The 14,954-nt window shown below is 60.9% G+C and carries 7 protein-coding genes; 4 read left to right on the forward strand and 3 right to left on the reverse strand.

The window, feature by feature from the left end; all coding sequences use genetic code 11:
* Positions 1 to 934 precede the first annotated feature (934 nt).
* Complete coding sequence (locus H1B37_RS11285; RefSeq protein WP_182866763.1) at positions 935 to 2,587, forward strand: hypothetical protein; 1,653 nt, start codon at positions 935 to 937, stop codon at positions 2,585 to 2,587.
* 235 nt (positions 2,588 to 2,822) lie between these two features.
* Here the strand turns inward: H1B37_RS11285 and H1B37_RS11290 are convergent, their stop codons facing one another.
* Positions 2,823 to 6,062 (reverse strand): protein kinase family protein, encoded by a 3,240-nt coding sequence (locus H1B37_RS11290; RefSeq protein ID WP_182866764.1) that lies wholly within the window; start codon positions 6,060 to 6,062, stop codon positions 2,823 to 2,825.
* A gap of 242 nt (positions 6,063 to 6,304) precedes the next feature.
* On the opposite strand from H1B37_RS11290, the gene glgA reads away from it, so the two are divergent.
* From glgA to H1B37_RS11305, 3 genes are all read left to right on the forward strand, one after another.
* Positions 6,305 to 7,807 (forward strand): glycogen synthase GlgA, encoded by a 1,503-nt coding sequence (gene glgA, locus H1B37_RS11295; protein WP_182866765.1) that lies wholly within the window; start codon positions 6,305 to 6,307, stop codon positions 7,805 to 7,807.
* A gap of 211 nt (positions 7,808 to 8,018) precedes the next feature.
* Positions 8,019 to 9,404 carry a galactose-1-phosphate uridylyltransferase gene (locus tag H1B37_RS11300; RefSeq protein WP_182866766.1) on the forward strand — a complete coding sequence of 462 codons (1,386 nt, stop codon included), beginning with the start codon at positions 8,019 to 8,021 and terminating at the stop codon, positions 9,402 to 9,404.
* A gap of 518 nt (positions 9,405 to 9,922) precedes the next feature.
* On the forward strand, positions 9,923 to 12,088 hold the full coding sequence (locus H1B37_RS11305) for an alpha-amylase/4-alpha-glucanotransferase domain-containing protein (RefSeq protein WP_182866767.1): 2,166 nt from the start codon (positions 9,923 to 9,925) through the stop codon (positions 12,086 to 12,088).
* Between the two features lie 261 nt (positions 12,089 to 12,349).
* Here the strand turns inward: H1B37_RS11305 and H1B37_RS11310 are convergent, their stop codons facing one another.
* Positions 12,350 to 13,630, reverse strand: a complete 1,281-nt coding sequence (locus H1B37_RS11310) for a radical SAM protein (RefSeq protein ID WP_182866768.1) — start codon at positions 13,628 to 13,630, stop codon at positions 12,350 to 12,352.
* 45 nt (positions 13,631 to 13,675) lie between these two features.
* Entirely contained in the window at positions 13,676 to 14,938 is a 1,263-nt protein-coding gene (locus tag H1B37_RS11315) for an amidohydrolase family protein (RefSeq protein ID WP_353620818.1), read from the reverse strand.
* Positions 14,939 to 14,954 lie beyond the last annotated feature (16 nt).

The following is a 14,954-nucleotide window of genomic DNA, read 5'->3' on the forward strand; positions in this document are numbered from 1 at the left end:
GAATCTTTGTAGTCATGATCTTGCCTCAAGTTTTCAAAAAAACGATTGGGCGATAATGATAGGCGGGGGGGGCGATTGCCGTCAATGTGCGCGCATGTCTATCACACCCGTCGTTTTTTGATGTCGCGGAATTGTGGTTTGTTTTTTGCCCGCCCCCACTCGGTAGTTACCCGCGCGATGTCTTTGGCCGTTGTATGGACCACCGTACGTGTTCTAGTTGCCCAGGTTTAGCTTGGCGGCTAGGTCGGCGGGCAGCCGGTTTTCACCGTCTCGATGATTCTCTGAAATAGTGCAGCGAATTGGCTACTGTGGCGGAATCAGTGGATCAGCATTGTGGCATGCGTGTACCAATACGATGGCGCCGGAGACCTTGCTCGCCAACGCAGTTCAAAATCACGCTTTGCTTTCGCTGCCTTACCGATGCTGAAGCGGCAGCTTAAAATGCCTCCACGGCCTGTCGATTTATTCCGATCATACGTGGGACCAACCGTTTCGCGCGGGCGCACGGGCTTCCATCACCAAGAAAATGCACTCACGCCCGTAGGCTAGGGCCAAACGTCTGATTTACTCAATAGGCCGTCCAGCACACAGTTCGTCGACGCGGCCCAGTTAAATGGCGTTTGGATCTTCTTGGGATGCCTCAGAGTTCTGCTTCCGCAGGGTTCCCTCGCAGTGGGCTGACTCTCAACCGCGACGAACAAGGCGCCTCTGCACACTGCCCGACGGTGAGGATTCTACCGGTTGCCCCTGCGCGATCGAAAATGATTCTTCCTCATTGCCGGATTCATTTAGGGCAAAATGAAGGGATGGACGCACGTACCATCGCCCGCACGGTTTCTGAGCTAACCTTGCTCAGCGCCGCGACGGCGGGCACGTCGGGCGGTTCACGCGTCCCGATCCGCTCAAACCGAATCCTCCAACGACGGCCGATCCAATGAACCGACTGAGAAAGAGCCTTTGCGTAGCAATCGCCGGCGGGATGCTCGCGACGATTCCGTCCGAATCCCCGGGGCAAGACATCATCGGCGAAGCGTTGGGAAAGGTCATCTTGCCGGCCGTCGGGCCGGTCATCCTGGATCGTGCCGGCGGCCAGATCTTGGAAAAGGGCTTGAACGGGGGCTTCAGACGGGGGGGAGTCCTTCCGGGGCGAGGCTCCTCGCGTCCCTCCAGACGCCAGGGATCTTCCGGGTCACAAACGATCCGGCAGCCTTACTCCCAATCGGTTCCATCGCAGACGTACCAAGTCCAGCCCAGCGCCCAACCCAGCCCGCCGCCCGCGCCCACTCCGCCGGCGGTTAGCCCACCGGAGAACACGATCGTCACTCGGCCGGCGGTTTCCCCCAACCCTTCACCGACCGAAATCGCATTGACGCACGTCGTCTCGGCCGGCCCGCAACTGACCGCTCAAGTCATCCGTGTCGAAGCGACCGAGATCGCCAGACAGATCGACCAGGCCGTCGCGCGATTCCTGGATCAATCGAGTTCAGATCCGGCAGTGGACTCGCTGCGCCGTGATTACGGGCGATTGTCGACTCAGTCGCGCGATGGCGGTGCGCGGGCGTCATTGTTGACAACCCATGACGACGCCTTGGCGCAATTGGGCAATCGGCAATCCTGGGCGTCACTGGTCGGCGCTGCCGACACCGCCGATCAAATCGCCGCGCTCGCCCCCGAGTCCGACTCGGAAACTCTGACACAAGCCATCGATGATTTGCGGACAGAACTGACCGGAGTGACTGGACCGCTGCTCGCGGGAACCGAGCTGGCGATCATTGCCCAACGCGCCAAGAACATCCGCAACATGAGCGTGATCAGTGAGATCGCGCGGGTGTTGGGCACCCAGCGTCGAGACGACTTGTTTGTGCGGATCGCCGAGGCGGCCGTCAAGAGCGATGCTCCCGAAGAGGCGATCGCGGGCTTGTTGGGTGTCGGTCTGGGGCTGGCCGGCAACGCGGTCACCGACATGCAATTGCCCGAGGGCATCCCGGCAGTCGTGCTCTACAGCCCGTCGATCAACACGTCACCGATCAGTTTCGTGTGCGACGATGCGCTTGAGATCACACTCGCCCCCGGCGAAATGGTGCCGCTGGATCAAGCCTTTGTCGTCGCGTTTCAAAACGGCAAGGGCGCCGTCAAACGCTACACGATCAACGACGGCATGTATCGCTGGGTGGTCGGCCAAGAGGGTTGGGACGTTCGTCAAAAGACGGCCGTGGAGGTCTCGATCGATGCCAGCGGTTCCCCCGCCGAATTCCATTATCTGGTCAACGGCCAGCCGCAGAGTGCCCCAGCCGGATCGGTGGTCGAGCACCGCCTGGACGGACCGGTGCGAATTGATTTTGACACCGGGCTGGGCGACGGGACCATGAAGTCCACACTGGTCACGCCCGGCAATTATGTCGTCGGCGTCAATGCGGAAACCGGAGGCTGGGATCTGCACATCCAACCGCAACCGCAGTCGGTCGAGGAATCGACCACCTCGATCGCAAAGCAGCATTGGCGAGAGAGTGTCGCGAAAGCCCAACGGGCGCTGTCGATCGATCCGGCCGAGGCGAAGGTCGACGCGCTGTTGGATTTGATCGAATGAGAGAAGCTGCCTGGAATGTCGTTTGTCGAAGTAACGGATTTGATCGTAGCGGAAGTCGCCAAGACTTTCGCCAGCGGTGGCCCCTCTCTGGCGTTTGCTTGCTGCGCAAACGCCGTCTCTCCCCGAGGGAGAGAATCTAAGTCCGCTGCCAAATGCGGCAGGAATAGAAACGACGCCACTCGCAGCGAGGGGCGACGGCCCGGAAGGGACCATCGTACTTTTGAAAAGCGTCGTGCTAATTCCCTTCTGGGATACGAAACTCGGCGGGCAGTTCGTACTTGCCGGCGGCTGCGTCGCGGGTCGTGATCAGAATCTCGGTCTCTTCGGGCGGTTTGCCCGTCGGGTGCACGACCCAAATCAGCGATTGCTTGGGATCGGTCGGCCCGGTCGCGGTTTTGTCCGGATTGGCTCCCAGCACCAAGTCGGTCAGCACCTTTCGTAGCGGCTGCCCGTCACGCTCGAAATTGCGGATCTGTTGGTTTTGCGTGATCCCGTTTTTCTCCAGGTCCGCGCCGATGATTCGGACTGCTGGCATCGTCGATCCGTCCGGCAATGATTGTTCAAACTCGTCGACGACGGCATCGACGGCGAACTGCAAGGAGAGCTGCAAGAACGAGATCGACATCGGCCGATCGAGGATCTCATCGAGCGACAACGGTTCGGCTTTGGTAGCCTCGGCCACCGTGTCACCGCCGGCCGGGGTGTTCATCGCCAAGAACGTCCCCAGGGCGACTTGCGATCCTGCATCGATGGGCAGATACGTCGACGCGACGACGGTTTCACCCAAGATGGTGCTGCGTGTTTGTTCGTTGACGAACCGCAGCATCAGCGGCAATCGGGTGGCCAACAGTCGCCACGACGGATCGGGGACCGACGTCAAAATGAAATTGTCCGCCCACTCGGGCCATGTTTGCGTCGTGTCGCGGAAGCCTTTTAACAACGTCGCCGCGGTCGCCCCGCCGCTGGGCAGCTCACGCAGTTCTAAGTACAGCGCCCCATCGGCTGCCGAAGCGGACAAGGAGAACGCGGCGACATCGGGAATCAACCATCGTTTCAGCGGCCGAGTGAATTCGGGCAACGAGGACGCCAGCATTTGGCGGCCGTCGGCGAACAGGAAGTTGGGCGTGACCAAGGCGACCAGGTCGCTTTCGGCGCTGGTTTGGTTCCACAGGGTTTGCATGCTGCGAACCAACGGAATTGCTGCGCCTTCGGTTTCGGCCACCTCACGGATTCGATCCAACGAGGCGATGGCGAACCGCCCGACATTCCCGCCTTCGGGCGGTTTTCCTTTTTCGCCGCCGCCGACGAAGTACGCATCGCCGTCCAGGTCTTCGCCGGCGTAAATGATCACCCCGTCGGGCGTGCGCGATTCAAATGCCTGCCACTTCTCGGTCAGCGCGTCCAACGCGACCGGTGCGACCAGGTCGATCACCAAGGCGACTTCGGGCCATCCATCTCGGCCCGGAAAGAACGCCGCGGTGCAGCGCTCGATCTGGTCCTGCGGCACCCCGGCGCGCTGCTGGGCCATCGCGATCCAAGGCGATAGTTCCGCGTCAAAGGTCGACATCAACGACCGCGCATCGGCACTTTGTGTGATGCGTGCCAGCGGAATCGACAGGATCATTGCCGGCCCGGGCGGCAAGAGTTCCAGCGATGGTGGCGGGGAGTCGGCCGAGTACGGCGGCACCCAAAGCAAGCGATCGCTGTCGACGATTTCATAACCATTGACCAGTGTCGGTTCTTCACCGGCAACCGCGCGCCGCGACTCGCGGACTTCGGGAACACGGTTGATGATCCCCGGACTCGGTCGCGGCGGCCGAGGTGGCTCGACGGGACCGCGACCACGCAATGCGATGGCCAGGCCCAACATCAACAGCGGCAGCACCATCATGCCGGCCAAGATCGGGATCCGGTTCTTGCGCCGCGTGCGACGCTTCCGCCGCGTGCGTTTCGGTTCGCCATCGGGCTCGGTCGCGTCGACGGTCGCGTCGACGGTCGATGCGGTGTCAGCGGGCGTGGGGGCAGACGGTGCCGCTGCGACGTCTGGCGTCGTCATTTCCGGCGCCGCGATGTCCGGTGTTCCCGCGGCATCGGCGGCGGGTGATTCGATCGGCTGTACGGCGGGCGGTTCAACCGGCGGAGCGCCGTCCCCGGCAGGCCGAGCCGGTTCAGCAGGGGGGGCGGCGTCTTGGGCGGAGGTTGTCGCTGCGCCAGCGGGCTTCGCTGCGCCAGCGGGCTTCGCTGCGCCAGCGGGCTTCGCTGCGCCAGCGGGCTTCGCTGCGGTCGGTCGCTTCGGCGTTCGGTCGGCCGTGGGTACGGTATCGGCCGACGGTTTGGCCACCGGCGATGACTTTGGTTTCGTCCCCGCCGGGGCGGACTTCGCCGCCGCGTCGACCAACTCACCTGCCCGCCGCAGCGCTTCGGCCATCGCCGCGGCGGAATCAAACCGGGCCGCGGGGTCGTGGGCCATCGCATAGGCCAACACACGAAGCAGCGGGTTTCCCGCCGCCCCTTGCTGGACCGCTTCGATCAACTCGGGCGGTTGCGGCTGGTTGTGCCCCGCCGGCAACGCATGCCCGTCTTTGCGGGCAAAGGCGGGACGTCCAAGCAGTAGCTGGAACAACAGAGAGCCCAGTGAATACAGATCCGAGGCCGGCGTCGGCGTCGCGGCCGGATCGGCCAGCTCGGGTGCGGCATACAGGCCGGGTGATTCCAGGTATTCAATCCAGCTGGTGGAAAGGTCCGCCAGCGGTGATCGCGCCGGAGAGGACGGGTCACGGAGCAGAATCGCGTGTCCTTTGGCGGTGACCCAGACGTGATCGGATGCCACCGCCCCGTGAGCCATCACCAATCCGGAATCGAGTGGCTGATGTAGGGCGTGCAGTGCGTTGGCCAGATCGACACCAATCCGAACCGTCTTTCGCGGACTGAGCGACGGCTTGGTTTGCAGCACCTGGAAGAGCGGCGCTCCGGCGGGAAGCGGTGAAAAGATTTCGACGGTCTGATCGGCCGTTCCCGCTTGGGCGCCCCCGGACAGTTCGATCGTCTGCAGCGATTCGGCGCGAATCTCACTGTGGACGGCGATCCAGCTGCGTCGGGTTTCATCCAGGCTGCCCAGCGGGACGCGTAACAGGAATCCGTAGCGGGGGACCGGAGCGTGTTCGGTCACCGGTGTCTGGACGGGGATCCAATGCGAAAACGGCCGAACCGGTTGATCGCTGGTCATCACAAACGAACCGACCCGCAGGGCCGGACCAATCTGTCCCGCCGGACCGTCGGCTGCGAGCAGTTGGTCGGCCTGGAATTGCGTCAGAACGCCGGTTCGGACCAAAAAGGCAGCGACGGCGGCGCCGTCATCGCCCGTCGACTTTTCCGGGGACTGTGCAAATGCGGCACCGTAGCGTTGGCAACTGCCCGGGTCGGCGAGCCCGGATTGGACCAGACGAGACCAGAATTCGCTCTGTGCGATCGACATGCAGGCAACACAACTCGTGATTCGGACAAGGAGGAGCAGATTACGACGATTGACCCCTAAGTTTAGCTGATCCGGGGCAAATTCGACGTCGTCGCCCCCCGAGCTTTCTGGCGCGAGCGTTAATTGCGACCAATATTTCCATACGGGTGGGTGGGAACGCTGTGAATCCTCGGCTCGCTGCATTAACTTCGGCCGTTTCCTGTCGCCACAGGTGACGCCGGCTACGACTAAGGTATCAAGTTTTGAATATTGTCTACGTAACCTCCGAAGCAGTTCCATTGGCGAAAACGGGTGGTTTGGCCGACGTGTGTGGCACGCTGCCCCGCGAAGTCGCCGCGTTGGGGCACCGCTGCGCCGTGATTTTACCGGCCTTTCGAAGCGTCCATCGTGCGGGATTAAAAATTGACACCACCGACATCAGCTTTGCGATCCCGATGTCGCCGGGAAAACTGGTCGGCGGCCGGCTGCTGAAATGCTTGCTGCCCGAGAGCAACGTGGTCGCCTGGCTGATCGACCAACCGCAATACTTCGATCGTGAATCGCTGTACGGAGACGAACTCGGGGACTACCGCGACAACGCCGAGCGGTTCGCATTTTTTTGCCGCGCCGCGCTGGCCGCGTTGATGCGGATCGAAATGAACGTCGACGTGCTGCATTGCAACGACTGGCAATCCGGGTTGATCCCCGCCCTGCTACAGGCCTCGCCGACAGCCTATGGATCGCTCTCTCGCGCCGCGACGTTGATGACCATTCACAACATGGCCTATCAGGGCAATTTCCATCGTGACGCCTTCGCCTGGACGGGGCTGGACTGGAAACACTTCACACATGAATCGTTCGAGTACTACGGGCAGCTGAACTTTCTGAAAACGGGGATCGTTTGTGCCGACCATGTCACGACGGTCAGCCCGCGTTATGCGATGGAAATCTGCACACCCCAACACGGCTGCGGCCTGGATGGCGTGCTTGCGTCAAAGGGGGGACGTGTGACGGGGATCACCAACGGGATCGATGAGACGGATTGGAATCCGGCGACCGACGCCAAGTTGCCCGTGACGTTTGACAAAGACGACTGGCAATCCGGCAAGGTCGCTAACAAACGTTCGCTGCAGAACGAGTTCGGGCTGGAGGAGTCCGACGACGTGCCGATGATCGGGTTGGTCGGGCGGTTGGCCGAACAGAAGGGGTGGGATTTGATTCTGCCGGTGATTCGGCAACACGTCCAAGAGGGGCGACCGACGCAGTGGATGATCCTCGGCAGCGGCGACAAACAGATCGAGACCGAGCTGGCCGCCCTGGCCGCCCAGGCCCCGCAGCAGGTCGCTGCCCATGTCGGGTTCAGCGAGGCACTGGCGCATCGGATCGAAGCCGCGGCGGACCTGTTTGTCATGCCCAGCCACTATGAGCCGTGTGGGCTGAATCAGTTGTACAGTTTGCGTTACGGCACGATCCCGATCGTTACGGCCACCGGCGGACTGGCCGACACGGTGGTCGACACGACGGCGGAAAGTTTGGCCAACGAAACGGCGACCGGATTCCATTTGCGCGAGGTTTCCCCGCGTGGACTGGACGAAGCGATCGGTCGCGCTCTGCAATTGCGTTATCACGACCAAAAAAATTGGAAGAATTTGGTCGAGCGTGCGATGTCGGCGGATTGGTCCTGGAGGAAAAGTGCATCCCAGTATGTAGAGCTTTACGACCACGCAGTTTCCCTTAAGGGGGGCATGGTGAAAACGCCAAAGTAAGTGCAAGCAAACGTTTTCGTTTTTTTGATCCCCCAAGGCTGGTAATCGCTCAAAAATTGGTAGAGTGAGGTTAATCGGGTCCGCCAAAAACATTCCCAGAATGGATCATCTGGGATGGCTCACGTGGACGAGAGGATGATGTACAAGATCGGGCGGTGGCTCCGCGGTGCAGGCGTCCTCCCCTATCCCAATTACCCCCTGCTGCGAAGCTATGCCTTCTGATTCTGAGCAACGACCGCCCACCTTTTCGGCAGAGGCTCATCCTTCCAGCCGGGTCGGCGAAAACGTCTCAGGATATCGCGAAAAACCGGGGGTCATCGACACCGACACGCGGCTCGCATCGGCCGGGGAAACCGAAGCGATGTGGCCGGGGCGGCCGGCGCGGCGATCGGTGATGCGTTCGCTGGCGCGTTCGGCAACCGATAGCAAAGCCCGCAAGGAAGCCGCAGCCTCTCGTGGCAACCAATCGACCTCTCACACGCGGCGAGACCTGTTGACCGGGGACTGGACGATCTTTGCGCCCAAACGCGACCAGCGTCCCAACGATTACGAATCCAAAACCGCACCTTCGTCGGTGGCCGTGGCCACTCCGCCGGCCGTGGACGCCGATTGCCCGTTCTGTGCCGGCGCCGAAAGCCGCACGCCCGAAGCCATCTGGTCGGCCAAGCTGGGTGACCAGGGATCGCCCGCGATCGAAAATGGGGCAACGCGTTTTGCCGGACCGCACGTCGAAGTCGTGGCCGGGGAGCAAGACGGCTGGAACGTCCGTGTGGTGCCCAACAAGTTCCCGGCGGTCAGCCCCAGTGACTCAGTCACCGGCGATCATGTCGATCGCCACGAATTGTTTCCCATCACCGACGTGGTCGGTGGGCACGAGGTCATCATCGAATCGTCGTTGCATGCCGAGTCGATCACCGAGTACGACCCGGCAATGGTCTACATGACGTTGCTGGCGTTTCGCGACCGCATCCGCCATTGGCGGCAGGTGCCCGGGATCAACTACATCAGCGTGTTCAAGAATTGCGGTCCCGAAGCCGGCGCGTCGCTGCGGCACAGTCACAGCCAGCTGATCGCAACAAGTTTGATGCCGCACCACGTCCGCACCACGATGCTTCGCTGCGAACACCATCGGGCTCGGACCGGTTGCTCGCTGGCGTGTGATCTGTTGCGTGCGGAACTCGCCGAACGCAGCCGGGTGATCGACCGAACCGACTCGTTTGTCGCCTTCTGCCCCTTTGCAAGCCGTTTCGGCGGGCTGATCCGAATGACGTCGGTGGAGCATCAGCCGCACTTTGACCTGATGACCGACACCTCCCTGGATCAACTGGCCAGTTTCCTCTGGCGAGTGCTTTCCTGGGTCAACGAAGCATTCCCCGGCAAAGCGTTCAACTATCTGCTGCACACCTGCCCGCCCGGCTGTCAACAGCCCGAAGCCTTTCAATGGTCGCTCGATGTCTTTCCACGATTGAGCAAGACCGCGGGATTTGAGTGGAGTTGTGACTGCATGATCAACTCCCTGTTGCCGGAATCCGCCGCCTTGCGATACCGCGAAATCGCCCGCAAGCACGACCCCCGCAACGTTTTGCTGACGCGATAGGCCGCCGAAAGTAGCGCCCCCGGCAGAGAGGCGGGCATAGGTATCAAGTTTACCATTAATCCTCCCTCGCAGAGGTCGTGCGTTTTTTCAAATTAACCCTCCCTGAAAGGGAGGGTGACTTACTTGATTGATGGCTGCACTGCTTAACTTGCTACCAATGGGACGGCATCTTGGGGCCTCCGCCGCCCGATTGGGGGCCGCCGCCGGCAACCTCCATCACCATCGGCTGTGAAAATCTGACGATTCTGACTGTTGTTGGCCCCTACCCACGTGCCGATACACTGCATGGGGCGCCGTTAACGATTAGGGGAAGAAGTCCAAACCGGAAAACATTCCGTTTCGGCGCCGGATCGATTTCCTGCGAACTGGTGCGATGCGTCCGGAGTGGCCATTCGGAAATGTCAACTCCTTCCCTACAATTCGACCACCAGTCACGACCGGCCATCGGTTTGACCTAAGACGTTACGACGCCGCCGCGTGTCATCCGCTGCTCTCCATCCACGTTAACTTCTTCGAACATGTCTAACCACGTTCATCTTTGCTTGGTCCTGCACAATCACCAGCCGATCGGCAACTTCGACGGCGTTTTCGAGCAGGCGTACCAGGATAGTTATCGACCGTTTTTGGATGTCTTCGAGCCCTACGACCAGTTGCAGATTTCGCTGCACACGTCGGGACCGTTGATGATCTGGTTGGCCGAGCGTCATCCGGAATACCTGGATCGGCTGCGATTGTTGGTCGAAGCGGGACGGATCGAGATCATCGGTGGGCCTCAATACGAGCCGATCTTGACGATGTTGCCCTCGCGCGACCGGATCGGCCAGATCGAAGCCTATGGACGTTGGTTGGAGCGTCATTTGGGCAGCACGCCGGCCGGGATGTGGACGCCCGAGCGTGTTTGGGAGTCGACGCTGACGCGTGACGTCGCCGACGCCGGCATCCGTTACACCGTGCTGGACGATTATCATTTCCGCGCCGCCGGCGTCGATGAAGAGCGTTTGACGGGCTACTTCATCACCGAAGACGACGGGCGTCTGCTGCGGATCTTCCCCGGATCGGAACACCTGCGTTACACGATTCCGTTTCAACCGGTCGAAGCGACGATCGATCATTGCCGCAGCGTTGCCGAGCGCGCCCCCGGAGCCGTGCTGACCTTCGGCGACGACGGTGAAAAGTTCGGCACCTGGCCCGACACCAAGGTCCACGTGTACGATCGGGGCTGGTTGAAATCGTTGTTCAATGCACTGACCGAAAACGCATCCTGGCTGCACACCGTTTCACTGGGCGAAGCGATCAATCGCACCGCGCCGGTGGGAAAGATCTATCTTCCCGATTGCAGCTATCGTGAAATGACCGAATGGTCATTGCCCACGCCGTCACAGATCACGCTGGATGACGTGACCCACGAGCTCGATTCGCATGAACGCTGGAGCGATCTGAAGACGTTTGTCCGCGGCGGTTACTGGCGAAACTTCAAATCAAAGTACGAAGAAACCAACGAGATGTACGCGCGGATGATGCACGTCAGCCGTCGCCTGGCCGATGCCGAATCGGCCGGCATCGATGCAGGCCAGTTGGCGGTGATTCGCGATCACCTGTATCGCGGCCAATGCAATTGCCCCTACTGGCACGGCGCCTTTGGCGGAATCTATCTGCCCCACCTCCGCAACGCCGTCTATCAACACCTGATCACCGCCGACAACCTGCTCAGCAACCTGACCGGCGAGTTGTCCGGTGCGGTCCAAGCGACGGCCGACGATTACGATTTCGATGGGCTGCAAGAAGTCCGCTTAAGCAACGACAAACTCTGTGCCTGGGTGGCCCCCGGACGCGGCGGTCGGCTTTACGAATTGGACGTGCGTGAGATCAGCCACAACCTGTTGGCGACCTTGCAACGCCGTCCGGAAAGCTATCACCAAAAAGTCCTCGCCGGTCCGAACGCCGGCGGCGAGGACGTCGCCAGCATTCACGATCGGGTCGTTTTTAAACAAGCCGACCTGGACCAGCGGTTGCAATACGATCGCTATCCCCGCAAGAGTCTGATGGACCACTTCTATGATGTGGACACCGACCTGAACGCGGTTTCCCGCGGCGAGGCGATGGAACGAGGCGATTTTGTTGAGCTTCCCTTCGAAGCGAAATTGCGTCGCGGAAGCGACCGGGTCCAAGTGCAGATGCGACGCGAAGGAAACGCATGGGGGATTCCGATCGTCCTGACCAAGGCGGTCACGATGGTCAGCGGCAGCGATTCGTTGGAGATCACGTATCTGCTGGAGAACCTGCCTCAAGATCGCGAGTTGCACTTTGCGATCGAGATGAATTTTGCAGGACTTCCCGCCGGCGCCGATGACCGCTACTTCAGCGGCGAAGACGGGCAGCCTCTCGGCCAGTTGGGCGAGCGTTTGGATTTGCAACATGCCTCGCAACTGTCGCTGTCAGATCGCTGGCTGGGCATTGATGTGTCGATGAATCTGGATCGCCCCAGCGGCATCTGGGCGTTCCCCGTCGAAACGGTCAGCCAGAGTGAAGCCGGATTCGAATTGGTGCACCAAAGCGTCTGTGTGCAACCGCACTGGTTGGTCCGCGGCGACGCCGAAGGCCGCTGGTGCGTGAAAATCGAAATGGCCGCAAGCTGCGAATCCCACGCCGAAACCGTCAACGAAGAACAGGTCATCCAGCTGTAGCGATAGCGTGTGGGATAGGCTTCCAGCCTGTCATCGCATCGGCGCGGAATTCTGCTACCGCAGGATTTGGCAACTAATTGAGATTCTCTCCCCCAGGGAGAGACGGCGTTTGTGCAGTAAGCAAACGCCAGAGAAGGCCGGCGGCTTACGAAAGTCTTGACGGCTTCCGCTGCGATCAAGACCGGGTGCTTGAGCTGTCGGCGCGCACCGTCGACGGCCCGGCAGGGTCATCGTACTTTCGATTTTGGAAACAAGCTCATCTCACTGCAGCACCGGCAACTCGCTCTTGGAGTGTTCGCCGTCCGGGGCGTCTTTGTCCGGATCGCGATACTTCGCCGCGTCGAAGTGGCGGGCGTAGGTTCCGAAATCGTTGAACGCGTACTTCTTGGCCCAGCGATAGACAAAGCTGCGTTCGGGGATCTCATCGCCGGGTTGAAACTGGCTTCGTCGCGGCGTGACGTTTTTCAATTCATCGATCACAGCGCCCCGGGCGGTCGTGTCGCGGGCGCCGTGCTTTTCGGCCAGCTCCACCAGCAGGTCCGGCCGTTCCATGATCACACAGCCGCGGGTGTGCTCGGCCGTCAGCGACCGGAAATCTTTTAAGAACGCGGACTCGTTGAACGTTTCCGCCAGCGGCCGGTTGTCGTGAATCGATTCGGTCGCCAGCTGAATCACGGGACAGGGTTCGATGTCGCCCCATGGACCGACATGGTGGGTGAACCCGGTTGCCGCCGGGCACAACGCGTTTCCGGCATCGTCGTGATAGGCGTCGATGACGATGATCGGCTTGGTTGCCCGCGTGTCGACGACAAACTGGCGGACACGCCGTTGTTGGTCACTGGTCAGGGCCAACTGGGCATTTGATTCCGGACCGACCGGACGATAGATGTGGTACCAGCAATACATCACGCCCATCTCGATCAGCCGATCGACCCAGGCGTCTTGGACCAAGTCATCGATGTTGGACTTGCACACACTGGTGCAGACCCCGACCAACAGGTCGTGCTTCAAGGCCGTCTTCAGCCCTTCCATGGTCTGGTTCAAAACGCCGGCGCGACCCCGTCGCTCGTCGCTGATGATCTCTGACCCTTCGACGCTGATCAGCGGCGTGACGTTTCCGAACCGTTTCAATTCCGCGGCCACTTCATCGGTGATGAAGTGCCCGTTGGTGAACACCTGAAAATAGACGTCACGGTTTTGTTCAAAGATCTTCAGCAGATCCTTGTGCATGAACGGCTCACCGCCCAGGATGCCGAAGAAGCTGTTGCCCATCGCTTTGGCTTGACGGATCGTCTCGTTGGCCGCGTCCAGCTCGATGCGATGTTGTTTGGCTGCCACGTCGACCCAGCATCCTTGGCAGCGCAGGTTGCAGCTGTTGATCACCGACAGATACAGAAACGGGGGAAAGAACTCGCCGCGTTTCAATCGTCGTTTGTGCTTGTGCACACTCCACAATCCCTTCACCCCCAACGTCCAAGCCGCCTTGGCAAGCAGGCGTTTGTCCGTCTCAAAAAGAAATCGCGAAGCCAAACGAAAATACATCAAATCCAACCGAACGTGAAACTTGGAACTAGAAACTCGCAACCATTATGCCCGCCGTTGCACGCCGATGCACGACAAATCTGCCGACACAAAGTCGCGCCAGACGGCATCGAGACGTTGAGCGGTCGTAGGAATCGAGACCAACGATCCGACGCGTGTCTTTCCCGCTTCAATTCTCCCAGATCGCGATCCGGCGCCTAGCAAGGCATCCGCACCGGACATTGTCGCCATCTCCAGCACGTCGTGGGGATCAAGATCGGGCCGCTGATGGAGCAGGAATTGTACTTCTTTCCAGACGCTCAGATCGGGGTTGCTGGCCCGCGAGTCGGTGCCCAGGGCGACCCGCACCCCCGCATCGAGCAGGGTTTGCACGGGATGGGCGTCGTAGCCGAAAAAAGCGTGCGTTCGTGGACAGTAGACGACACTCAGGTGGGGATGACGCGCGATCCGCTCGATCTCGTCGTCTTGCAAGTCATTTCCGTGAACCAGCAGCACCCGCGGTGCGTCGGCGATCGCGTCGATCAAGTCCGACACGGGCTGGTCGCCTTGCCAAGGAAACACTCCTTTGGGCCACAGCCCCGCCCCGCGGAGGACCTCGGCAAATCGGCCGCTGCCGAAACGCAGCAGTTCCCGTTCATCGGGCGACTCGGCAACGTGCATCGCCAAGGGGGCTCCGGTTTGCACGGCCAATTCGACGCAGCGGCCAACCAGTTCCGGAGGTGTCGAATAGGGCGCGTGGGGGCTGACCGCAAATTCGACCGATGGGTTTTCCGCGACGGTCACCGCGTGTTTTTCCGCCGATTCGAGTCGTTCGCCCGCCCGGACGTCGCTCAGCCCCAGGACCTCGGCGAACGAAACGATCGTGGTATCGGTGTCGCTCGGGTACTGCGAGGGGGGCGTGGCGATGTCCCCGATCAGTCCGACGCCGCTGCCGGCCGATTCGGCGATCCCATCACGGATCCGGGCGTTCCGCTGGTCTTCGCTCGCCACACCTCGGGCGGCGATGACTTTGCCAATCCACTCGGCCAGCGAAATCCCCGGCTGTCCGATCGGTGATCGGCAATCGGAAAATTCCAGGTGAGTGTGGGCGTTGACCATCCGCGGCATCACGGCCACCTCCCCCAAGTCGATCACGTCCTGGCGTGGGAAGTTTTGATTTCGCAGCGCGCCGATCTCAACGACCTGTTCGTCGACGACCCGCAGGTACCCGCCATTGATCGGCGGTCGGCTGATGGGGAAAATCCACGCAGCGACATAGACGGTCTCGGGGCCGAGTCGTTTCACAGCATCACCATCATCGATTGCCACCCTTGTCGTCCATTTT

It is taken from the genome of Stieleria mannarensis (genome assembly GCF_014154935.1).
Lineage (GTDB): Bacteria > Planctomycetota > Planctomycetia > Pirellulales > Pirellulaceae > Stieleria > Stieleria mannarensis.